Annotated in this window: 18 protein-coding genes; 12 read left to right on the forward strand and 6 right to left on the reverse strand. The window is 70.6% G+C overall.

The window, feature by feature from the left end; genetic code table 11:
* Window positions 1-15: 15 nt before the first annotated feature.
* Entirely contained in the window at window positions 16-2,211 is a 2,196-nt protein-coding gene (locus GTZ93_RS27080; RefSeq protein WP_121753824.1) for an outer membrane protein assembly factor BamB family protein, read from the reverse strand.
* A 97-nt stretch (window positions 2,212-2,308) separates the two neighbouring features.
* Here GTZ93_RS27080 and GTZ93_RS27085 point away from each other — a divergent pair, with 97 nt between their 5' ends.
* From GTZ93_RS27085 to GTZ93_RS27110, 6 genes are read left to right on the forward strand one after another with little or no spacing between them, the layout of a single operon-like run.
* Window positions 2,309-4,543, forward strand: coding sequence for an HTH domain-containing protein (locus GTZ93_RS27085; protein WP_139920485.1), 2,235 nt, complete (start codon window positions 2,309-2,311; stop codon window positions 4,541-4,543).
* A gap of 54 nt (window positions 4,544-4,597) precedes the next feature.
* The gene (locus GTZ93_RS27090) at window positions 4,598-5,515 is read left to right on the forward strand and encodes a HEAT repeat domain-containing protein (protein WP_120577061.1); all 918 of its coding nucleotides are present in this window, start codon (window positions 4,598-4,600) and stop codon (window positions 5,513-5,515) included.
* A 3-nt stretch (window positions 5,516-5,518) separates the two neighbouring features.
* Window positions 5,519-6,142 (forward strand): hypothetical protein, encoded by a 624-nt coding sequence (locus GTZ93_RS27095; RefSeq protein WP_161663095.1) that lies wholly within the window; start codon window positions 5,519-5,521, stop codon window positions 6,140-6,142.
* Between the two features lie 21 nt (window positions 6,143-6,163).
* On the forward strand, window positions 6,164-7,159 hold the full coding sequence (locus GTZ93_RS27100; protein WP_167548437.1) for a biotin--[acetyl-CoA-carboxylase] ligase: 996 nt from the start codon (window positions 6,164-6,166) through the stop codon (window positions 7,157-7,159).
* 12 nt (window positions 7,160-7,171) lie between these two features.
* Entirely contained in the window at window positions 7,172-7,942 is a 771-nt protein-coding gene (locus GTZ93_RS27105; RefSeq protein ID WP_139924187.1) for a type III pantothenate kinase, read from the forward strand.
* Complete coding sequence (locus tag GTZ93_RS27110; protein ID WP_121756121.1) at window positions 7,939-9,075, forward strand: hypothetical protein; 1,137 nt, start codon at window positions 7,939-7,941, stop codon at window positions 9,073-9,075. Before GTZ93_RS27105 ends, GTZ93_RS27110 begins: the two co-directional genes overlap by 4 nt.
* 76 nt (window positions 9,076-9,151) lie before the next feature.
* Here the strand turns inward: GTZ93_RS27110 and GTZ93_RS27115 are convergent, their stop codons facing one another.
* The 4 genes from GTZ93_RS27115 to ald all read right to left on the reverse strand — a co-directional run bounded on the left by GTZ93_RS27115 (window position 9,152) and on the right by ald (window position 14,079).
* Window positions 9,152-10,957, reverse strand: a complete 1,806-nt coding sequence (locus GTZ93_RS27115) for a response regulator (RefSeq protein ID WP_161663096.1) — start codon at window positions 10,955-10,957, stop codon at window positions 9,152-9,154.
* A gap of 188 nt (window positions 10,958-11,145) precedes the next feature.
* Complete coding sequence (locus GTZ93_RS27120) at window positions 11,146-11,997, reverse strand: anti-sigma factor family protein (protein WP_120575531.1); 852 nt, start codon at window positions 11,995-11,997, stop codon at window positions 11,146-11,148.
* Window positions 11,998-12,047: 50 nt separating this feature from the next.
* On the reverse strand, window positions 12,048-12,692 hold the full coding sequence (locus tag GTZ93_RS27125) for a sigma-70 family RNA polymerase sigma factor (protein WP_120563274.1): 645 nt from the start codon (window positions 12,690-12,692) through the stop codon (window positions 12,048-12,050).
* A 259-nt stretch (window positions 12,693-12,951) separates the two neighbouring features.
* Window positions 12,952-14,079 (reverse strand): alanine dehydrogenase, encoded by a 1,128-nt coding sequence (gene ald, locus GTZ93_RS27130; RefSeq protein WP_120599621.1) that lies wholly within the window; start codon window positions 14,077-14,079, stop codon window positions 12,952-12,954.
* 181 nt (window positions 14,080-14,260) lie between these two features.
* Here ald and GTZ93_RS27135 point away from each other — a divergent pair, with 181 nt between their 5' ends.
* Both GTZ93_RS27135 and GTZ93_RS27140 read left to right on the forward strand, forming a co-directional pair.
* On the forward strand, window positions 14,261-15,571 hold the full coding sequence (locus tag GTZ93_RS27135; protein ID WP_139923344.1) for a radical SAM protein: 1,311 nt from the start codon (window positions 14,261-14,263) through the stop codon (window positions 15,569-15,571).
* 32 nt (window positions 15,572-15,603) lie between these two features.
* Window positions 15,604-16,308 carry a hypothetical protein gene (locus GTZ93_RS27140; protein ID WP_139923342.1) on the forward strand — a complete coding sequence of 235 codons (705 nt, stop codon included), beginning with the start codon at window positions 15,604-15,606 and terminating at the stop codon, window positions 16,306-16,308.
* A gap of 12 nt (window positions 16,309-16,320) precedes the next feature.
* Here the strand turns inward: GTZ93_RS27140 and GTZ93_RS27145 are convergent, their stop codons facing one another.
* Complete coding sequence (locus GTZ93_RS27145; RefSeq protein ID WP_161663097.1) at window positions 16,321-17,181, reverse strand: response regulator; 861 nt, start codon at window positions 17,179-17,181, stop codon at window positions 16,321-16,323.
* Between the two features lie 180 nt (window positions 17,182-17,361).
* Between GTZ93_RS27145 and GTZ93_RS27150 the strand changes: the two genes are divergently transcribed.
* From GTZ93_RS27150 to GTZ93_RS27165, 4 genes are all read left to right on the forward strand, one after another.
* Window positions 17,362-17,844 (forward strand): chemotaxis protein CheW, encoded by a 483-nt coding sequence (locus tag GTZ93_RS27150; protein WP_139916075.1) that lies wholly within the window; start codon window positions 17,362-17,364, stop codon window positions 17,842-17,844.
* A complete protein-coding gene (locus GTZ93_RS27155) occupies window positions 17,841-18,245 on the forward strand; it encodes a Frizzy aggregation protein FrzB (RefSeq protein WP_139916074.1) in 405 nt (134 codons plus the stop codon). The genes GTZ93_RS27150 and GTZ93_RS27155 overlap by 4 nt, the downstream gene beginning before the upstream one ends.
* Before the next feature lie 5 nt (window positions 18,246-18,250).
* The gene (locus GTZ93_RS27160) at window positions 18,251-19,510 is read left to right on the forward strand and encodes a methyl-accepting chemotaxis protein (RefSeq protein WP_139916073.1); all 1,260 of its coding nucleotides are present in this window, start codon (window positions 18,251-18,253) and stop codon (window positions 19,508-19,510) included.
* Between the two features lie 65 nt (window positions 19,511-19,575).
* Window positions 19,576-21,879, forward strand: coding sequence for a hybrid sensor histidine kinase/response regulator (locus tag GTZ93_RS27165; RefSeq protein ID WP_139916072.1), 2,304 nt, complete (start codon window positions 19,576-19,578; stop codon window positions 21,877-21,879).
* Window positions 21,880-21,910 lie beyond the last annotated feature (31 nt).

Raw genomic sequence — 21,910 nt, forward strand, 5'->3', positions numbered from 1 at the left:
ACAGGCCGCACTTCGTCACTTCACGACGGCGAAGTGCGACCCCAGCCGGTACGCGGACAGCGTGCCGGCGTCGTCCAGGAAGTACAGGTTGAGGCGCACGTCGGCCTGGAGCGCGACGAGCCCCACCCCCGCGCGCACCTCCGCGAGCACCTGACCGCCGCGAGGATCCACCGCGCGCACCACCTCTCCCGCGATGAGCGTCACGTCGCGGGCGGTGCGCGCCGGCAGCGCGGTGATCAGCGGCTCGCCGGCCGCCCCCACCCGCCAGTCCACCTGCCCGGACAAGGCCACGCGAGCGGCCGCCCCGGACGCGCTCGTCACCACCACCGCGCGAGGCAGCGGCGCCAGCGCATAGGGCCCCGGGCCCAGGTGCAGCGCGCGCTCCCAGACCTTGCGTCCACGCGCGTCCAGGCACACCAGGAACCCGTCCTGGTCGCGCATCCCGGCCAGGAGCACCCGCTGGCCCACCGGCAGCGGCGTGGAGGGCAGGATGAGGTCCGGCTCGAACGTCCACTGCGTCTCGCCGGTGTGCGCGTCCGCCAGCAGCAGCGCGTGATGCGAGCCGCGCCCCAGGAGCGCCAGGAAGCGCCGGCCCCACGCCACCGGAGGCCCATGGAAGGGCAGGGGCGAGCGCAGCCGGTAGCGCACCTGACCGTCCTCCAGGTCCAGGCCGTACAGGTAGCCCGAGTCCGTGGACAGGAGCGCCCGGTGTCCCTGCGTGGCCATCCACCCGCGCTGCGTGCGCGGAGGGGCCAGGCGCCACACCTCTCGGCCCGTGGCCTCCGCGAAGGCCACCGCCGTGCGGTCCTCCGACAGCGTCAGCAGCAGCCCGTCCTGGCGCAGCAGCAGCGGCCCCAGAGGGATGCCGTCATGGTCGTGCAGCCACCGCGCGCCCGAGCCCCGGCCGGTGAAGCCGTACACGCGCGTGTCGTCCGCCGCCACCGCGTGGCCATCCGCGGACGCCGCCACGCCCAGCGACGCGGCCCGACGCCACAGCAGCGCGCCGTCCTTGCGTGAGAACGCGCCCGCCAGCCCCGGGGCGCAGTACACCGGCCCGTGCCGTCCCAGGAGCAGCCGCGCCTCTTCCGGCTCCTCCAGCCCGCGCTGCTCCCACAGCTTCTCGAAGCGCAGGCGCCGCAGCTTCCCGGGCACCTTCAGCGGACGGGACTCGCCGCGCGCCGGGGGACTCTTGCGCTCGCGGGCCTCGCCCTCGGCTTCGGGCGGCTTGTGCGCACCTCGCAGGTGGGACAGCCCCTCGCGGCAACGCTCCGCCACCTCCACGAGGTACGGGTTGGAGACCTGGACCCGGTGCGCCTCCGCGAACGCCAGTCCCAGCGCCTCCCCCAACTGGAAGAGGGCGGACAGCAGCGCCTCGGGCTCCAGCTCGAACCACGTGCCGGTGGGCCCCAGCTTCGCCCGCCGTCCGGGCAGGTCCAGCGTCAGGCGGGGACGCACGCCCGCGGGCTCGAACTCGAAGCGGGCCTCGCCCAGCTCCACGGCCCGCGCCAGCTCCACGGCCTGCCGGGACAGCTCCAGCACCGTGAGGAACGGCGGCCCCGGCGCACGCCACGCCTGCGGCCGTCCCGGCAGCGCCAGCCACACCTCACCCGCGCCCAGGAGCGGCGCCAGCGCCCCGGAGGGGCCCTTCGACGGCGCCTCGCGCGAGGCGGGGGAGATGTCCTTCAGCTCGAAGCCGAACCCCGGCACGGAGACGGGCTCAATCCGCAGCGGGGTGGGGGGAACGGGCTTTTCTTCCGCATGCGGGGCGGCCTTGCCCAGGCCCTGGAGCGCCTCGCCCAGCTTCCGGGCGGCCGTGGCGGACAGGGCCTTGGGCGCGAGCTTCGTCACGTCCTGGAGGAATCTCTGGCCGCTCTGGCGGGTGGCCTTCGTCAGCTCCTCGGCGTCCACCCGGATGGGCGGGCGCAGCAAATGGGCGGGGCGGGCAAGACTCGCCACCGAAAGTTCGATGTCCGGCCCGACGCGCCGCAACACCAACTCCAGGTGCGCCTCCGTCAGCGAAACCTGCGCCAGCCGCCGCCTCCCCGCGTGCAGGGCCGCGACCGCCTCCACCAGAGCGGGGACGACCTCCGTCAGGGGCTCCTCCACCGCCCCGGACAGCAGGTTCACGCCGTCGAGCTCCAGCGCGATGGAATCGAGCGGGGAAGCCGACGGTTCGCGCTTCCAATGGTGGCCGATGCGAAGACGGGTCATTGACGTTCGTTGACAAGCCAGTTTAGCGATGGCTAGCATCCGCCGCCCATACGGACCTACATTTTTGTAACCGTTCGGAATTCTTGGGGAATACTCGATGACATTTTACGAGGCCGCGCTCCGTGTACTGGAGAGCGAAGGTCGCCCCCTGCATTTCCTTGAGATCACGGAGAAGTCCATCCAGCTGAGCCTGCTGTCCCACATCGGTAAGACGCCGGAAGTGACGATGCTGTCGCGACTGGCCGCGATGGCGCGACGGACGCGGGATCGAAAGGTGATTGTCACCGCGAAGGATACCTTCGCGCTGACGGACTGGTCGCTCTCCGAGGACGTCGAGGCACTTGCACAGACGGGCGTGATGGAGCCGCATCCGGAGGAGGAGTTGCCTCCGTTGCGGCCGGTGGAGCGTCACCCGGAGCCCCGCACGGACAACGTCCGCGCGTCGGGTCGTGGCACGGAGCGCAAGCGCCGCCGTGACGAGGGTGAAGAGGAGCGGGGTGGACGCCGCAAGCGCTTCCCGCCACTGCCGGAGGTGGTGTTCGAGATCCTCAGCGAGGCGGAAGCCGGACTGCGCACGGATCAGCTCATCGAGCGCGCCAAGGCCAAGGAGCTGTGCGCCGAGGAGACCACGGTGGAGGCGGTGCTCACCGCCCTGCTGGAGGACAACCAGCGCCGCATCGACGCGGGCCGCCGGCCCCAGTACGCCTTCAACCAGGAGACCGGAGAGGTGTCCCTGGAGCGCGCGGGCGCGCCGAGCGAGGCGCCGCCCCTGGAGCTCCAGGCCGCCTTCGCGCAGGCCCTGGGCATTCCGCTGGAGGGGGGCCGCCCGGTGCTGGGCAAGCCCGCCGCCGCCGGGGAGCCCCTGGTGGACGAGGCCCTCATCACCACCGCGCGCACGGCCCTCAAGGACGCGCGCCGGGCGGTGGCTCGCGGGCTGCGCAAGCGCCTGGGCGACGCGGACGTGGGCACCTTCGAGAAGTCCGTGGTGAAGATGATGCACGGGCTGGGCTTCCGCGAGTTGAAGGTCGCCAAGCGCTCCAAGGAAGGCCCCCTGCTCACCGCGCGCAAGCGCGAGGGCAGCGTGGAGCTGCGCTACGCGGTCCGCATGCTCAAGGGCATGCCGGGCATCGATCGCAAGACGGTGCAGGAGCTGCGGCGCGACCTGGGCCACTACTCGGCGCAGGTGGGCCTGCTGGTGAGCGCGGGCGAGGTGCGCGGCGACGCGCGCTCGGAAGCGCAGGCCACTGGCTCGCTGGTGATGCTGTGGTGCGGGGACGCCCTGGGTGAGAAGTTCCTGGAGGCGAAGACGGCCGTCACCGTCACCCAGGTGGAGCTGTACGACATCGACGAGCGCTTCTTCGAGGCCGCGAAGCTGGACGCCGAGGAGGCCCAGCGCCGCCGCGAGGAGCGCAAGAGCGAGAAGCAGGCCCGCGAGGAGGGCGGTGGCGAGGCCGAGGTCGCCGCTACCACCGAAAAGCCGGAGCGCGCGGAGCGTCCCGAGCGGAGCGACCGTTCGGAGCGTTCCGAGCGCCGCCGCGACCGTCAGCGCGAACGGGCCGAGGCCCGCGACTCTGCCCAGACCGGTGCCGAGGGCTCCGAGGCCAAGGCCTCGCCGGTGGCCCCCGCGCCGCCGGCCGCCGCGGGGTTCACGCCCGCGTCGGAAGAGGACGAGTCCGAGGAGGGCGACGACGAGGGTGACGACGAGGACCTGGAGGCCGCCAGCGCCTTCGTGGGTGGAGGCAAGGAGGGCGCCGAGGCCGGTGCCGCCGAGGGCAGCGCCTCCGAGCGCAAGCGCCGCCGCCGTCGTCGCCGGGGCCGTCGCGGCCGTGGCACGCGCGGAGCGGAGGGCACGCCCGCGGGTGAAGCCGGCGCTCCCGCCGGTGAGGCCTCCAGCGCGGATCAGTCCGATGCCACCACGGTGGCGGTGGTCGCCGCCGGTGAGGGCACGGAGTCCTCGGGTGGCATCGCCGCGCCGTCTCCGGGTGGCAGCCTCACCGGTGAGACGGTCGCGCTCGCGGGCGAGGCACTGCCCGTGATGAGGGAGGTCAGCCCCGCGAACGAGGAGGCCGCCGCCCCGCCGCCCGTCGTGGGCAATGCCTGGCAGGCGGGCGAAGCGGTGCAGGCTGCTCCGGAGTCCGACGAAGCCGCGCGGGCCCGGGCCGAAGCCGCGAGTGATGCGTCCGATGCGGTGACCCCGGTCGCCGCGCAGGCGCTGCCTCCGGAAGAGGCTCCCGCCGAAGCGTCCTCGCAGCCCGCGGAAGTCCGCGAGGAGCACGAGGCGCCGGTGGCCCCTGGGACGGACGGCTCGTCCGAGGGCAACAAGGAAGGCTGATCCCCCGCACGGAATCGGGTGCGGTGGACGCGGGAGTGTTAGCCTGTGGGGGCCATGAAGCCGGCCCTGCTGCTAACCTCCTGCGTGCTGTTTTTCGGGGCCTGCCGCTCGCAGGCCCCGCGCTATCCGGTGGCGCCGGTGGAGCTCTCCGGGACCACCCTGCGGGACAACGCCCTCCTGGGTTTCGGCCCGGAAGGCGTGCGGGACCTGTTCGATGACGCGCTGGAGTCCTCTGGCCGCTTCGAGCTGGTGGCCGACGAGTCTCCCAAGAAGGCCCGCCCCTGGCGGCTGTCGCTGGACGTGCCCTTCACCCGCGAGGTGCTGAAGGACGGCAACCCGCACAGCTTCGCGGAGGTGGGCGTCAACCTGTCCCTGGAGCGCTTTGGCGGCAACACGCCCCAGCGCTACGAGGTCGTGGGCCTGGGCGAGGCGGCGGTGGAGGTGGACTCGACGGACGGGCGGCGGGCTGCGATGCGCAGCGCACTGGAGAACGTGCTGCGGCAGGTGACGGAGTCCGCGGTGCTTCAACTCTCCGCACTGGACCGCACGGACGAGGCGCTGGTGGCGGACCTCCAGGCCACCGATTCGCGCATCCGCGAGTTCGCCCTGCGGACGCTGGCCGAGCGCAAGCACCCGTCCGCCGCGCCGCTCCTGATTGAGCGCCTCAAGGACACCAGCGACGCGGAGCAGGTGCGCCGCACCATTGGCGCGCTGGCGGAGATGAAGGCGAAGAGCGCGGTGCCGGCGCTCATCGACCTGGCGCGCGGCCGCGACTCGGGCTTCCTGCAGGAAATCGTCTTCGCGGTGGGCGAGATTGGCGGCCCGGAGGCGGAGGCGTACCTGTACACGGTGGCCCAGGGCCACGACACGCCGTCGGTCCAGGCCGCCGCGCAGCAGGCGCTGGACACGCTCTACGCATCACGCAACCACGCAACAGCGGAGGCGCGTGGCCAGGGCCACGCGGACCCCTAGCGCATGATGAAGCAATCGCTGTCGATGGTGGGGGGCCTGACCCTCCTGGCCTCCACGCTCGTCGGTTCCGGCTGTGCGAAGCGCGTCGAGTCGGACACGCGCCCCTCGCCCGAGTCCATCGGCCAGTTCTACCCGCTGGCCGTGGGCAACGCATGGACGTACCGGATTGACGGGCGCGACGACAAACCCGTCACGGTGGAGATCGTCAAGGAGCAGGACGGCTACTTCGTGGACAACCAGGGCGGCCAGCTCACGGTGGACGCCTTCGGCCTGCGCGACCCCAAGCGCTACCTGTTGCGCGGCCCGCTGGAGGCCGGGCGCGGCTGGAACAACGTCGTGTCCGTGTCCTCCACGGAGCGCTACCAGCTGGTGCAGGTGGGCTTCGCCTGCAAGGTGCCCGCGGGTTCGTTCTCCAACTGCGTCAGCGTGGAGGGCCGCAACAAGGTGGATGGGCAGACGACGCTCGTGAACACGATGACCTTCGCCGCGGGCGTGGGCCTGGTCCGCGTGGACGTGGCCACGGAGCACGAGGGCAAGCGCGTGCCGCAGACGGAGCTGGAGCTCATCTCCTACAAGGCGGATGGCGCCAGCCCCGCGGCCACCCCCGCCGCGCCCGCCCCGAACTGAAGCGGCCCGCCTCCCGTGGAGATGACGAACGAACTCACGCAGGACGCGCGCATCCTCAACTTCCTCGCGGAAGGCGGGGAGGGCTTCATCTCCGGTGAGGCGCTGTCCAACCGGCTGGGCCTGTCGCGCACGGCGGTGTGGAAGCACGTGGAGGCCCTGCGGCTGAAGGGCTACCGCATCGAAGCAGTGCCCGCGAAGGGCTACCGGCTGGTGGGCCGGCCGGACCGGCTCTCCGCGCTGGAGCTCCACCCGCTGCTCGCCACGCGCGCGGTGGGTCGCGTGCTGCACCACCACGACACCATCGGCTCCACCAACGCGGCGGCCTTCCGGCTGGCCCAGGACGGCGCCGCCCACGGCACGGTGGTGGTGGCCGAGCAGCAGACGGCGGGGAAGGGGCGCCGGGGCCGCGCCTGGGTGTCGCCGCCGAACCTGAACCTGTACTTCTCCGCCATCCTGCGCCCGGAGCTGCCCCCGCAGCGCGCGCCGGAGCTCACGCTGGTGGCCGCCGTGGCCCTGGCGGAGACGCTGCGCGACGTGGGCGCGGACGCCGCGATCAAATGGCCAAACGACGTGCAGATCGCTGGCAAGAAGGTGGCCGGCATCCTCACGGAGCTGTCCGCCGAACCGGAGCGCGTGCACTTCGTCATCGTGGGCGTGGGGGTGAACCTCAACTCCGGTGAGGAGCACTTCCCCGACGAGCTGCGCGCCACGGCCACGTCGCTCGCCCTGTCGCTGGGGCGGCCCGCGGCCCGCGCGCCCTTCGCCGCGGCCCTGTGGAACCGGCTGGAGACCTGGCTGGACACGTACCTGGCCACCGGCTTCGACGCGGTGCGCACCCGCTGGAAGGCGCTCTCCAGCACCCTGGGTGTCCCGGTCCGGGTGCGGACGGACCGGGGGGACTGGGAGGGGTTCGCGGAGGACATCGACCCCACGGGCGCCCTGATGGTGCGCATGGCGGACGGCCGTGTGGAGCGCGTGCTGGCGGGGGACGTGGAGCAGCTGCGTCCCCAGCGCTAGAGTGCATCCCTGATGCTCCTGGCCATCGACGTCGGCAACACCAACACCGTGCTGGGCGTGTACGAGGGCCGGCGGCTCCTGGACCACTGGCGCCTGGAGACGAGCGCGCGCAGGAGCGCGGACGAGTACGGCATCCAGGTGCGCCAGCTCTTCGCGTGGAGCGGCGTCGACGCGAACCAGGTGAAGGCCGTGGCGGTGTCCAGTGTGGTGCCGCCGCTCCAGTTCATCCTGGAGAAGATGAGCGAGCGCTACTTCAAGACGCGCCCCATGTTCGTGGGCCCGGGCGTGAAGACGGGCATGCCCATCCTCTACGACAACCCGCGCGAGGTGGGCGCGGACCGCATCGTCAACGCCGTCGCCGCCTACGAGAAGCACCGCCGTGGCCTCATCGTGGTGGACTTCGGCACCGCGACGACGCTGGACGCGGTGACCCCCAAGGGCGAGTACCTGGGCGGCGCCATCTGCCCCGGCATCAACATCTCCATGGAGGCCCTGTTCCAGAACGCCTCCAAGCTCCCCCGCGTCGAGTTCGCCCGGCCGCCTCACGTGGTGGGCCGCAACACCGTGCACTCCATGCAGTCCGGCCTGGTCCACGGCTACGTGAGCATGGTGGACGGCATGTGCGCGCGGATGGAGGCGGAGATGGGCTTCTCCGCGAAAGTGGTGGCCACCGGGGGCCTGGCCCCGCTGGTGGCCAGTGAATCGAAGGCCATCCAGGAGGTGGATGAGTTCCTCACCCTGGAGGGGCTGCGCATCATCTACGGAAGGAATCACGCGACATGAGCACCGCCGACCCCAGCGTTCCGGCCCCGCCCCCGGGCTGCCCCTTCAACGCGGAGTTCCTGCCGCCCAACCTGCGCAAGCACGTGGACCCCAACGCCCCCGTGCCCCTGCGGATGATGGCGGCCAAGTCCCTGGTGCCGCTCAATCCGGCGGACATGCTGGGCGCCCTCTACATGCTCACGTTCGACCCGGACGCGGGCGTGCGCGAGACGGCCGCCAAGACGTCCTCCGGCCTGCCGGACCGCATCCTCGGATCCGCGCTGCGCGACGAGGGCGTGCAGCCGCCCGTGCTGGGCTACTTCCTGGGCCTGCTCAAGGACAAGGAAGCCTACGCGGAGATGCTCGTCCTCAACTCGGAGACGCCGGACGACGCCGTGGCCAGCGTGGCCGGCACGTGCAGCCCGAAGGTGGCGGAGATCATCTCCCAGAACCAGCTGCGCCTGCTGCGCAACGAGGGCATCATCCGCGGCCTGTGCGCCAACCCCGGCGTCCCGGTGTCCCTGGTGGACAGCATCTGCGACTTCGCGGTCCGCAGCGGCCTGGTGCTGGCGGACGTGCCCGCGATGCAGGCCGCGCGCGTGCGCATCTACGGCCCGCAGGCCGCCGCCGCGCCGCCGGATCCGGGCCCCACCGCGGAGGAGGTGCTCCAGGAGCTGGGCACGGAGGCGCAGGCCGAGGACGCCGCTCCCATGGAGGAGGGCAAGCGCATGACGCTCGCGCAGCGCATCATGAAGATGTCCATCGCGGAGAAGATCAAGCTGGGCACGCTGGGCAACAAGGAGGCCCGCTCCGCCCTCATCCGCGACACCAACAAGCTCGTCTGCGTGGCCGTCATCCGCAGTCCCCGCATCACCGACGGCGAGGTGCTCGCGTGCGCCGCGAACCGCGCCGTCAACGACGACGTGCTGCGCGTCATCTACAACAACCGCGAGTGGACGAAGATGCAGAAGGTGAAGCTCGCGCTGGTGAAGAACCCCAAGGTGCCGCTCACCGTCACCATGAAGTTCCTCAACACGCTGCGCGACGCGGAGCTGAAGGACCTGTCCCGCGACAAGAACGTGCCCGCCGCCGTGCAGTCCTTCGCCAAGAAGCTGCACGAGAAGAAGACGACCCCGAAGCAACCCAGCAAGTAACCGGGGCCTGGAGCGGGGGAGGGCGGCACACAAGCCCGCGCCTTCCCCCGGCTTCGTCAGGCGGTACCGCGGTGCTTCAGGCCGCGGCTTCCTCGTCGGCGTCGTCGCCCACGGCGGTGCCCGGCTCGTCCAGCAGCTGCTGCGCGATGGCCAGCGCCTTCTTCGTCTTCTCGCGCAGCTTCTCGTCGCCCTTGATGCGCGCGTAGAGCTTCGTCACGCGCTCCTCGTTGCGCACCGCCGCCTGCTCCAGCTCGGTGATGCGCGCGCGCAGGCCGTCCGCCTCCGCGGCCGCCTGGGCGCTCTGGTTGGACAGGTCCGCCTGGGACTGCTCCAACTGGCCGCGCAGGCCCTCCAGCTCGCCGCGCAGGCCTTCCAGCTCGCCGCGCAGACCTTCCAGCTCGCCCTGCGCCGCCTCCACCTGCGAGCGCAGCCCTTCGGCCTCGTCGCGCGCCGCCTGGAGGTCCGCGTCCTGCTGGGCCATCTGGGCGCGCAGGCTGTCCGCCTCGGCCACCATCTCCTGGGCCTGGGCCTGGTGCTGATCCAGCTCCGCCTGGAGCGTGCCCAGCTTCGCGGTGGCGCCGCGCGCCTCTTCCTTCGCGGTGGCCAGCTGCTGATCCACGCGCTTGCGCTCCGTGGTGAGCTGCTCGGTGCGCGTGGTGAGCGTCTTGATCTGCGCGTCGCGGCGGTTCAGCTCCTCGTCGGAGGTGGAGGCCTTCTGCTCCAGCTCCAGGTGCTGATCCTTCAGCTCGATGATCTCCTGGTCCTTCTGGTTCAGCTCCGACTTGAGCCGCAGGATCTCCTTGTCGCGCTTGTTGACGGTGTCACGCAGCGCGAACGTGTCCTTGTCGCTCTTGCCGGAGGTGGAGCGGGACGCCTCCAGCTCCGTGGCCTTCGCCTGGAGCTCGGACTCCAGCGACTGCACGCGGTCCTCGACCTGCGTCGTCTCCGCGCGCGAGTCCTCCAGCGCGCTCTGCAGCTCCGCCACCTTCGCGCGCAGGTTGCGCATTTCCGCCAGATCCGCGGCGGACGGGCCCGGGGCGGCGGCCGGCGTCACCGGAGTGGCGGCGGGGCGGGCAGCGGCGGGCGGCGGCACCGCGCGCAGCGGCGTGGGCGCGGCGCGCGCGGGCGGCGGGGTGGGGGCGGCGACGGGCTCCGGATCCACCGGCGGCATGAAGCCGACGACGGTCTTCTCCTCCGGCTCGTCCAGGCTGCCCAGCATGTCCAGCGAGTCGTCGTTGTCCGGGCCCAGCGAGTCGAGCGCGGAGATCTCCTCCAGGCCGGACGGGGACTCCATCTCCTCCGGCGGCGCGACGACGGGCTCCTCTTCCGTGCCCGTCACGGGCTCGGACATGTCGCTGAAGGCGTCGTCGAGCATGTCCAGGTCTTCCCCGGCCACCGCGGGCTCCTCGCCCGTGTCGACGGCGATCTCCTCGCCGAAGTCCGTCGCGGGCTCCTCGCCCAGCGAGTCCAGCGTGAGGCTCTCGTCCACCACCTCGTCGCTCGCGGGCGGCTCCGGGAAGCCGATGACGCCGCCCACGCGGTCGATGAGGACGTCCGTGTCCACCGGCTTCGCCACGTATTCGTCCGCGCGCGCCTTCAGCTTGCTGTGCGCCGCGAAGCCGTCCGGGCTGCCGATGATGACGATGGGCACCGTCTTCAGCTCGTCGTCCTTCTTCAGCTTGCCGCAGATGAGGTAGCCGTTCTGTCCCGCGGACAGGTCCACCGCCAGCACCACGAGGTCCGGACGCTCACGGCGGATCAGCTCCACGCTGCCCTTGCCGTCGCCCGTCGTCTGCGCGGAGAAGCCTCGCGACTCCATGGCCTGCTGCAGGGTGGTGGCGAGGGTGGCGTCGCTTTCGACGATCAGGATTCGCTTAGACATGAAGGGACGGCCATCCTGGGGGTGCGGCGCGCGGTGTGTCACCGCGTGAGACAGCAGCGGCGGCGCGCGAGAGTAAAGACGCCGTCGAGGCTATCGGCCATGCATGGGACCGTCAATCTTCACACCGGGCGCAACGCCCGGTATTCAGTTGAGCAGCCGACCACCCGAGCCCCCGGTTTCCGAGAGCTTCAGGGCTGTAGCGAGACAGGCTGCACGCTCACCGCGGGCTTCACCTGCGCGGGGCGCACGAGCCCGTTCGAGCGGTGCTCCTGATCCCGCAGCATCTGCAGGATGGCGGCGTCGTCCAGATCCGTCACCAGCTCGTAGGTGACGTCCTGATCACGCCACGTCACCACGTTGTACGCCTGGCTCGAGTCCACGGCGACGTTCTCCACCGTGGGGCCCTCGTCCTTGATCACCCGCTGACCCGTGGCCGGATACACGAACACGCCGATGTTGCGCTTGGGCTCGTTGGTGAGGCGGGGCTGCGTCTCGTAGCTGACGTAGACGACTTCCTGGCCGTTGAGCGTGGAGAAGCGCGCGCCCACGGGCCGCGCCTGCTGCAGGCGGGGCAGGGTGATGCGGTGCTCCACCTTGTCGTTGAACCACGCTTCGATCTGCTCCGGCGTGCCCGCGACGAACTCCAGGGGCCGCTGGCGCGTGTGGCGCTGCACGGCCTCCAGGATGGTGGCCTTCTGCGCCTTGCCGGACTGGTACATCATCCAGCCGCCGCTCACCGTCACGACCACCAGGGCCATGGCCCCGGCGCGCAGCCACTGGCCCACCTGCGCGCGGCGGTGCTCGCGGTGCAGGCCGGACTGGATGCCCGCGCGCAGTGAGGCCGGCGCGCGCGTGCCCTGCGTAGAGATGGAGTGCTTCGCCGCGCGGCGAAGCGTCTGACGAAGCTGCATCTCCTCGTCCACCCGCGCGACACACGCGGAGCAGCCTTCGAGATGCGATTCCACGTCGTGGCGTTCCTCGGGCTGGAATTCGCCGTCGAGGTACGGATACAGCAACCGCTCGAGTTCCTGGCAGGTCATGGGCGCTCGATGAGGTGGGCGGAGGGAAGCAACGCCCCTCCAACCTCTTTCTAGCCTGCCTTCTTCCGGCGCCTGAACTCTTCCAGATCCGCCGGGGCCGCCTGAACCGGCTCCCCGTCGTGCCGGAATACGCCCTGGCCTTCCGCGTACTCGCGCAGCGTCTTCTGCAGCAGCTTGCGGCCACGGAAGAGGCGGCTCATCACCGTGCCCACGGGGCACTCCAGGATCTCCGCGATCTCCTTGTAGGAGAACTCCTGGAGGTCCGCGAGGATGACCACCAGCCGGAAGTCGATGGGCAGCGAGTCGATGGCGCGCAGCACGTCGTCCGACAAGAGCCGGTCGAAGAAGTACTGCTCCGGGTTGGCCGCGAAGTCCGTCGCGTCCCGGCTCACGAAGCGCTCATGCACCGCCTCGCGCTCCACGCCCTCCACCACCGTGCGCTCCTTCACCTTGCGGCGGTAGCGGTTGATGAAGGTGTTCGTGAGGATCTTGAAGAGCCAGGCCTTGATGTTGGTCCCGCGCTCGAACTTGTCGAAGAAGCGGTAGGCCCGCATGCAGGTGTCCTGCACCAGGTCCTCGGCGTCACGCTCGTTCTTGGTCAACCGGAGCGCCGCTGAATACAGCGGGTCCAGGTGTGCCAGCGCCAGCTCTTCGAATTCCTGCTTCGTCCGGTTGGGTTGCCTGAAGTCCAGCATCATGCTCCCGCCTTCCAGGGGCCCGAAATGATTGGGGAATGCGTCGCCTGCCTAACGGTCAATCTATGCACCGGAACAGACGGGTCAACAACGCTTTCCCCTGCCGCGCCGCCCGCATGCCCGCTTCTGGAGTGCGGAGACGTCCGGCGGGATCATTTATTCCACAGGGTGGGAACTGGACGGGACACCCGTCCAACAGTCCCCTCCAGGCAACCGGCCAGCACAGGGCTGGCCGGCTGTGGAGCAGGCAACCGCTACATCACTTCTTGCCGCCGAGTGCGTCCATCAGGGGGACGTAGTCGTACCCCATGTCCTTGGCGACGGCCTCGTAGGTGATGTGGCCGTTGTAGGTGTTGATGGCGCGCTGGAGGGCGCGGTCGGACTTGATGGCCTCCACCAGGCCCAGGTCCGCGATCTTCCGCGAGTAGGGGCGGGTGGTGTTGGTGAGCGCGAAGGTGGACGTCTGGGGCACCGCGCCGGGCATGTTCGCCACGCAGTAGTGGACGACGTCGCTCACGGTGAAGGTGGGGTTGTCGTGCGTGGTGGGCTTGCAGGTCTCGATGCAGCCGCCCTGGTCCACCGCCACGTCGACGACGACGGAGCCGGGCTCCATCTCGCCGATGAGCTCACGCGACACCAGCTTCGGGGCCTTGCCGCCGGGGATGAGCACGCCGCCGATGACGAGGTCCGACTCGCGCACGGTGCGCGCGATGGACTCCGTGTCCGACGCCAGCGTCTGCGCGCGGCCGAGGAACACGTCGTCCAGGTAGGTGAGGCGCTCCAGGTTCACGTCCAGGATGGTCACTTCCGCGCCCATGCCGACGGCGACCTTGGCGGCGCACAGGCCCACCACGCCACCGCCGATGACGGCCACGCGACCGCGACGCACGCCGGGCACGCCGCCCAGCAGGATGCCCTTGCCACCGTGGGCCTTCTCCAGGCACGCGGCGCCCACCTGGATGGCCATCTTGCCGGCCACTTCGGACATGGGCTTGAGCAGCGGGAGGCTGCCGTCGTCCAACTGGAGCGTCTCGTAGGCGACCGCCGTGACCTTCTTCTTGATGAGGGTCTTGGTGAGCTCCGGATCCACGCCGGCCAGGTGGAAGTACGTGTAGACGATCTGCCCGGGCTGCATGCGCTCGTACTCCGGCGCGATGGGCTCCTTCACCTTCACGATCATCTCCGCGCGCTTCCACACCTCATCCGCGGTGGTGATGATCTGCGCGCCGACGCGCTGGTACTCCGAATCCGGGATGCCGGAGCCGACGCCAGCGTTCGTCTCGACCAGCACCGTGTGCCCCGCGATGGTGAGCGCGCGCACGCCCGCAGGCACCATGCCAACACGGTACTCGCGGGTTTTGATCTCCTTGGGGACTCCGACGATCACGACTGCCTCCGACGAATGGGGGACTGCCTGGAAAACGTGGCGGACCCATAGACCAGGGCATGAGCGCTTTCAAGGCGCGCACGGGCGAGGCAAGGGGCCACGCGTGATGGGCCTCATTCATCCACCCATATGACGCGAGGCGTTGGACGCAGAGCGGCCCACCCGTGTTAGTTAACAGCGCATGACGCACGCGCCGAAACTGCTCTTCGCCGACCCCAAGGGCCGGGTCATGGAGCATCCCTACCTCATCGCCACCCTGCGCAGCGGCGAGGAGCTGGTGCCCCCGCAGGACAAGCCCATCGCCCTGCCAGCGACCGGGCGCCTGGTGCACCTGCCTGGCCGCCTGCCCGTGGGACTCAACCCGGACTCCGGTGAACTGGAGCTGGTGCGCGAGATGAAGATGGGCGGAAAGACCTTCGTGCCCAATGCCGTGGGCGCGCTGCTGCCGCCGGGCTACACGCGCACGTTCCTGCCCGGGGAGGTGAAGGGCAGCGGACCCATCCTGCCGCAGTGGGCGTACACGGCGGCGGCGTGGGGGGAGAAGGGGCCGCTCGCGTGGGCCATCCACACCGACCGGCGCTCGCACTGGGAGCCGGAGGCGTACTCCACGCCGGAGCTGAAGGGCCTGGTGACGGCGCACATGGAGCGCTTCCCGGACAGCCGCGTGCTCAAGCAGCTGAAGACGTGCGCGCTGCTGTACCGGTGCTTCACGTCGCAGAACATCTTCTATGCGCGCGACGAGGGCGCCATCCCCGCGTCGGTGATGTGCAACGCGCGCTGCGTGGGCTGCATCTCGGATCAGCCCGCGGACGGCCCGCCGGCCTCGCACGAGCGCATGGATGACGGCCCCTCCGCGGAGGAGATGGCGGCCATTGGCCTGTACCACCTGGAGCACGCGCCGGGCCGCACCATGGTGAGCTTCGGCCAGGGCTGCGAGGGCGAGCCGCTCACGCGCTGGAAGTTCATCGCGGAGTCCATCCGCCTGATGCGCGCGAAGACGGACAAGGGCTCCATCAACATCAACACCAACGCCAGCCTCACGCACGGGCTCAAGGCCCTGCTGGACGCGGGGCTGGACGCCGTGCGCGTGTCGCTCAACTCCGCGTCCAAGGGGCTCTACGAGGCCTACTACAAGCCGGTGAAGTACGGCTGGGAGGACGTGGAGGCGTCCATCGCGCTGGCGCGCGAGCGGGGCGCGTACCTGGCGCTCAACCTGCTCCTGTTCCCCGGCGTCACCGACCGCGAGGGCGAGGTGCAGGCGCTGGAGGACCTGGTGCGCAAGTACCGCGTGGATCAGGTGCAGACGCGCTCGCTGTGCATTGATCCGCTCCAGTACCTGGAGGTCGCGCGCGGCGTGGGCGCGGGCGGCGAGCCGGTGGGCATCCGCACGTTGCTCCAGCGGCTGAAGGCGGCGCGGCCGGGGCTCATCATCGGCAACTTCGCGCGAGGCCTGGACGAGCGGGAGAACGCCGCGGGCTCACCGGAGGTTTGACCGTCCGGGAGGGAAGGGCTACGCAGGGCGGCATGTCCGCTTCCTCCTTCCGTTCCGCGTTCCGCCTCGCCGTCTTCTGTCTCTCCTCCGGCGCCGTCCTCGGTGCGTGCAGCAAGGCGCCCGAGGAGCCGGAGTTCGACCACGGCCTGAAGAAGCCGCTCGTGCGCAAGCTGCGCGAGGAGCTGACGGAGACGCCGTGCGACAAGGCGAAGGCGCAGCAGCTGGCGCAGCTGCTGCTGGACACCGGCGACATGAAGGGCCTCACCCGCGTGACGGACACGTTCGGTGAGAAGTGCGGCCCCAACATCGTCCTGCTCCAGCTGGCGTACACGGCCAACGCGCGCGCCGGGGAGAAGGAGCTGGCGCTGAAGGCCGCCACCGCGCTGGTGACGGCGCAGCCGGACAACGCGAGCTATCGCGTGTGGCGCGGCCTCTCGCTGGAGGCGCTGGGGCGGACCGAGGAGACCGCGGCGGAGCTGCAGAAGGCCTTTGACCTTCAGCCTGGCCAGCGCCCCATCCTCAACGCGCTGGTGAAGTCCTACGACGCGCTGGGCAAGTCCTGCGAGGCGCTGGCCGCGTACCAGCGCTTCGTGGAGAACGCGAAGCCCTCCGAGGCGAAGTCCGCGGAAGTGCAGGAGCAGTTGCAGGAGCGGGCCGCCAAGACGAGCTGCCCGGCCCAGGAGACCGTGGCGACGCCCGACGCGTCCGTGGCGCCCGAGGCGGCGACGAAGCCCTGAAGCGCGCGGCGACTACTCGGCGCCAGGGGGCATCAGCTCCTTGGCGACGAGGTTGCCCATCACGGCGTCCTTGGGGATGTAGCCGTCGGCGCCGGCCTCGCGGCAGATGCGCTGGAGCTCCTCGACGTTCTCGCCGGAGCACAGCAGCACCTTGATGCCCTTGAAGAGGCTGTTGCTCTTGATGAAGCGGCAGAACTGTTCGCCGTTCACGTTGGGCATGCGCACGTCCAGCAGCACCAGGTCCGGGCGCGTCTGCTTCTTCAGGATGATCTTCGTGGCCTTGTCAGCGGTGTCCGCGACGTGGACCTCGAAGCCCTTGGACACCAGGTCCGCTTCGATGATCCGCGCGGTCATCTCACTGTCGTCCACGATGAGGATGCGCGGCTTGCGCCCCCCGGCGGCCATCGGGGCCTTGGGGAGTCCGCCGGAACCCGTGGCGGGTGCGGCCGGAGCCGGGGCGGGAGCAGGGGCGGGGGAGGGGGAGGGGACGGCGGCGGGGATGTTCAGCGCCGGGGCGCCGATGAGGCCCATCACGCCCCCCAGCACGCCCTCCAGGCCTCCGCTCTTGAGGATGTAGCTGTCCGCGCCGGAGTTCTTCACCTTCGCTTCCAGCTCCTGCTCCGAGATGTCGGAGTAGAGGACGAGCTTGGCGGTGACGCCCTTCACCGTGCGGAGGTACTCGACGACGTCGTCGCCGAACATCTCCGGCATGTTCACGTCCATGAGGATGAGCGCGAACGGGCCCTCGGTGAGCTTCTGGTTGAGCGTAGCCAGGTCCGGCGCGCCAATGGCCTCATAGCCGGCGGCCGTCAGGGCCCGGACGGTAAGCTCCAGAAGCATCGGGCTGTCGTCAATGACCAGTACGCGGGACATCGTCCTCCTCAAGGGCTGCCAGCGCACAACCCTACACCTTTGGGTCACGATGGACCATCGAAACGGAGAGCAGGCGGCCGGTCCATCACCGGACGATGGACCCTTGACCCTCTTTATCCTGGTCTCGGATACTTCGCTGCCTTGACCCCGAACTCCTCCCCCCTCCAACGCGCCTTGCGCATGGCGCCAGACCGCACGGTGGCCGCCCAGGCCCGGCCGGAGCTGGAATTCTTCTGCTTCCGCGTGGGCGAGCTGCGCTTTGGCGTCCCGAGCGAGAACGTGCTCGAGGTGCTGCGCGCCGGGCTGCTCACGCCGCTGCCGCGCACGCCGTCCTTCATCCTGGGCGTCACCGGCCACCGAGGCCAGGTGCTTCCCGTGGTGGACATGCTGCGCTTCCTCAGCAAGGGCGAGGCGCGCATCGGTCCGCGCACCCGCATCTTCGTGGGCGTCAGCGGCAACTACGTCTCCGGCGTGGTGGCGGACGTCGTGCTCGGCCTGCGCCGCATCCCCGTGGCGGACATCCTGCCGCCGCCCCTGGGCGGTGATCAGGCCGCGGAGCACCTCCTGGGCGTGGTGCATGGGTCGGGCCCGGCGGATGGCCTCAACCTGCTCAACTTCTCCAAGCTCCTTCAGACGGCCCGTCAGCGCGCGGTGGTGCGATGAGCGGCAACGTCCTGCTGGATGAGGAAGCCCCCGAGCAGGAACGGGCCCTGGGAGAGGTGGACGTCCTCTTCTTCCAGATTGGTGATTCGGAGTACGGCACGGACGCGTCGTCCGTGCTGCGCATCGACCGGGCGCTCCCGGATGACCTGACCGTGCGCGACCTGGGACTGCCCCACAGGGGGCACCGCGCGCTCGTGTTCGACACCCCCGAGGGCGAGGGCCACCTGAAGGTGGACGCCGTCAACGGGGTGCGCACCATCCCGCTCGCCGGGCTGCGCCGCATGCCGGCCGCCGCCTCGGCGGCTTCGTATGCGGTGGGTGTCTGCCTGGATGAAGAGGCGGGCCGTCCCGTGTTGCTCATTGATTTGGCGGAAACCTTGAAGACGCAAGGAAGGCACTGACACACATGTCCCTGGAGAGCCCCAACGAGAAGCCCGCGAAGTCCCGCGGCGCGAGGAAGTCCCCGGGCGTGAAGGCCGGCGCGGAGTCCGTCATCGCCAACACCGTGACGGATCCGCTCAAGCCCTTCACCGACACGCTGATGTCGGTGCTGGCCGGCAACCTGAACGCGCGCGTGCCGCAGGACCGCGTGCAGGCGGACGCCACCGGCTTCGGCCACCTGCTCAACCAGGTGCTGGAGCAGTTCTCCTCCGCCGAACACCGCAAGCAGGTGGCGGCCCAGGAGATCGATCAGGCGCTCGACTCGCTCATCATCCTGGTGCGTGAAGGCGACCTGTCGCGCTGGAACACGTCCACCGAAGACCCCCAGCTCGGGCCCCTGCTGGAGGGCTTCGGCAAGGTCATCGAGACGCTGCGCATCTTCGTGCGGGAGATCAACGAGGCCGCGCTGCGGCTGTCGTCCTCCGCCAACCAGGTGCTGGCGGCGTCCACGCAGCATGAGACGTCCTCCACCGAGCAGGCCGCGGCCATCCACGAGACGACCGCGACCATGGAGGAGTTGAAGCACGCGTCCGCGCAGATCGCGGAGAACGCGGGCAGCGTGGCGCGCGTGGCGGAGGAGACGCTGGGCGCGGCCCGCGCGGGCCGTGGCGCCATTGGCGAGTTCATCCAGGCCATGCAGCAGATCCGCAGCGACGGCGTCGCGGTGGCGGACTCCATCTCCAAGCTGTCCAAGCGCGTGGAGCGCATTGGCACGGTGGTGGAGGTGATTGACGAGATCGCGGACCGCTCCGACCTGCTGGCGCTCAACGCGGCGCTGGAAGGCAGCCGCGCGGGCGAGGCGGGCAAGGGCTTCTCCATCGTCGCGGCGGAGATGCGCCGGCTGGCGGAGAACGTCCTGGAGTCCACCAAGGAGATCAAGAACCTGATCACCGAGATCCGCGAGGCCACGCAGGCCGCCGCGGGCGCCGCGGACGCGTCCAAGCACGCCACGGAGTCCGGCGAGAAGCTGGGCGCGGTGGCGGCGCAGGCCGTGGAAGGCATCCTCGCCGGCGTGCAGGAGACGAGCGACGCGGCCCGGGTCATCAACCTGGCGACCCAGCAGCAGCGCACGGCCACCGAGCAGGTGGTGGCGTCCATGGCGGAGATCGAGGACGTGACGCGCCAGACGACGCAGGCGTCGAAGCAGGCCACCGGGGCCGCCGCCGAGCTCACCCAGCTCGCGGCCCGGCTCGCCGAGCTCATCAAGCGTTTCAAGGCCGACTAGCAGGCGTTCTCCTGAGGGGAGAAATGGGTCGAGGGGCGTGCAGAGCGCCCTGAGGCCCGCGACCCATGGACACCGAGGCCCTCAAGAAATCCCTCCTGAAGAAGTTCCAGGAGGTCACGGCCGACCGACTCCAGAAGATTCAACTGGGAGTCATCGACCTGGAGAAGGAGACCGCGGAGCAGGCCGCGGACGACGTCGCGCGCGAACTGCACACGATGAAAGGCGAGGCCCGCATGTTGGGCCTGGCCGCCATCGGGCAGCTCGCGCACGCCGCCGAGGACGTCCTGCGCGCCGAGCGCGAAGGCAAGACGGCCACCGAGACGGCCACGGACGTCATGCTCCGTGCCTGCGACGTGCTGTCGGACCTCCTGGAGGACCTGGACGCGGCCCACACCGGCTCGTCCGCCACCGAGGAGATGGTGAAGGCGCTGTCGGACGTGTCCGGCCACCCCGTGCCCGCGCTGGGCCCGGTGCGCAAGCCCGCCGCCGCGCCGCCCAAGCCCGCCGTGCAGGCGCCGGTGGCGCCACCCGCCGCCGTGGTGCAGGCCCCCGTGCCTGCCCCGGCGCCCGCGCAGGCCACGCCCCGTGCGGCGGAACCTGTCGTCGTGGCCGCGCCCGCTCCGGCCGCGAAGGAGGAGGAGGCTCCGAACACCGCGAAGAGCAACTCCATCGCGGACCGCAGCATCCGCGTGAACGTGGAGGTGCTGGACTCGCTGGGCCTGCTCGCCGGCGACCTGCTGGTGGAGAGCGCGCGCGGCCGGCTTCGCAGCACGGAGACAGCGCAGCTCTTCGAGCGCTTCAGCCGCCTGGGCGACCGCTTCCTGCGCATCTCCGAGGAGGTGGACGTCCCGGACACCATCCGCACGGAGCTGGAGCGCGCGGAGGCGGACCTGCACATGCTGCGCGACGACGCGTTCCGCTTCGTGCGCCGCAACGGGGACGGCATCAACACGCTGCACGGCAACCTGGCCCAGCTGGCGGACCACGTGGCCGAGGCGCGCCTGGTGCCGCTGTCCACCGTGTTCGACGCGTTCCCTCGCGCGGTGCGCGACATCGCGAAGACGCAGAACAAGGAAGTGGACCTGATCATCGAGAACGCCGACATCGGCGTGGACCGGTCCATGCTGGCGGACGTGCGCGACGCGCTGGTGCACCTCCTGCGCAACGCCGTGGACCACGGCCTGGAGTCCCCGGCCTTCCGCCACCAGATGGGCAAGCCCGACACGGGCCGCATCCGCATCCGCGTGCGCGTGGACGGCGACATGCTCCACATCGAGGTGGAGGACGACGGCCGGGGCATGGACACCGAGCGGCTCAAGCAGGTGGCCATCAACAAGCGCCTGCTGTCACCGGTGCAGGCCGCCGCGCTGTCGGAGCGCGAGGCCATCGAGCTCATCTTCCGCCCCGGCTTCTCCACGCGCGAACAGGTCAGTGAGCTGTCCGGCCGCGGCGTGGGCATGGACGTGGTGAAGCGCAAGGTGGAGACGCTGGGCGGGTCCGTGGGCGTGCAGAGCCGCCAGGGCCGCGGCACCACCATCACGCTGCGCCTGCCTCAGTCGCTGGCCCTCATGAAGGTGCTGCTGGTGCGTCTGGGCGACGACGTCTACGGCATGCCCGCCGCGGACGTGGTGGCCGTCATGCGCATCAAGCCGGATGACCGCATGGAGGTGTTCGGCACGCTGGCGGTGCGGCACCGGGGCAAGCCCACGGCGCTCGTGGCGCTGGGGCCGCTGTTGGGCCTCAACGGCGGCAACCGCTTCGACAAGCCCCCCGCGGTGGTGGTGCGCCACGGCGACGACTACGCCGCGCTGGTGGTGGACGGCTTCGTGGACGAGCGCGAGGTGGCGGTGAAGCCCTGCGGCGGCGAGTTCCTCAAGGGCGCGCCGTTCATCGCGGGCACGGCGGCGCTGGAGGACGGGCGCATCGCGGTGCTGCTGCACGTGCCGGACATCATGACGGAGGTGCGCCGCATGGCCCGCCCCGTCACCCAGGCGCCCGCCAGCCGCAGGCTGCGCGTGCTCCTGGTGGACGACTCGCCCATCGCGCGTGCGACGGAAGGCGCGCTCGTCAAGGCGCTGGGCCACTCCGTGGAGGAGGCCCAGGACGGCGAGGAGGCGTACGTGAAGGTGCAGACGAACACGTACGACCTCATCCTCACCGACGTGCAGATGCCGAAGCTGGATGGCTTCTCCCTCACGCGGCGGCTGAAGGGCACGCCCGCCGTGGCGCGCATCCCGGTCATCATCCTGTCGTCGCTCGCGTCGCCGGAGGACAAGCGGCGCGGCCTGGATGCGGGCGCGGATGCGTACCTGGTGAAGGGCGAGCTGGGAGTGGAGATCCTGGCGCAGTCCATCGATAGGCTGACCTGAGGAGCCTCTCGTGGGCGGCGGCACGGCGGTG

The sequence above is a fragment of the Corallococcus exiguus genome (genome assembly GCF_009909105.1).
Classification (GTDB): Bacteria; Myxococcota; Myxococcia; order Myxococcales; family Myxococcaceae; genus Corallococcus; species Corallococcus exiguus.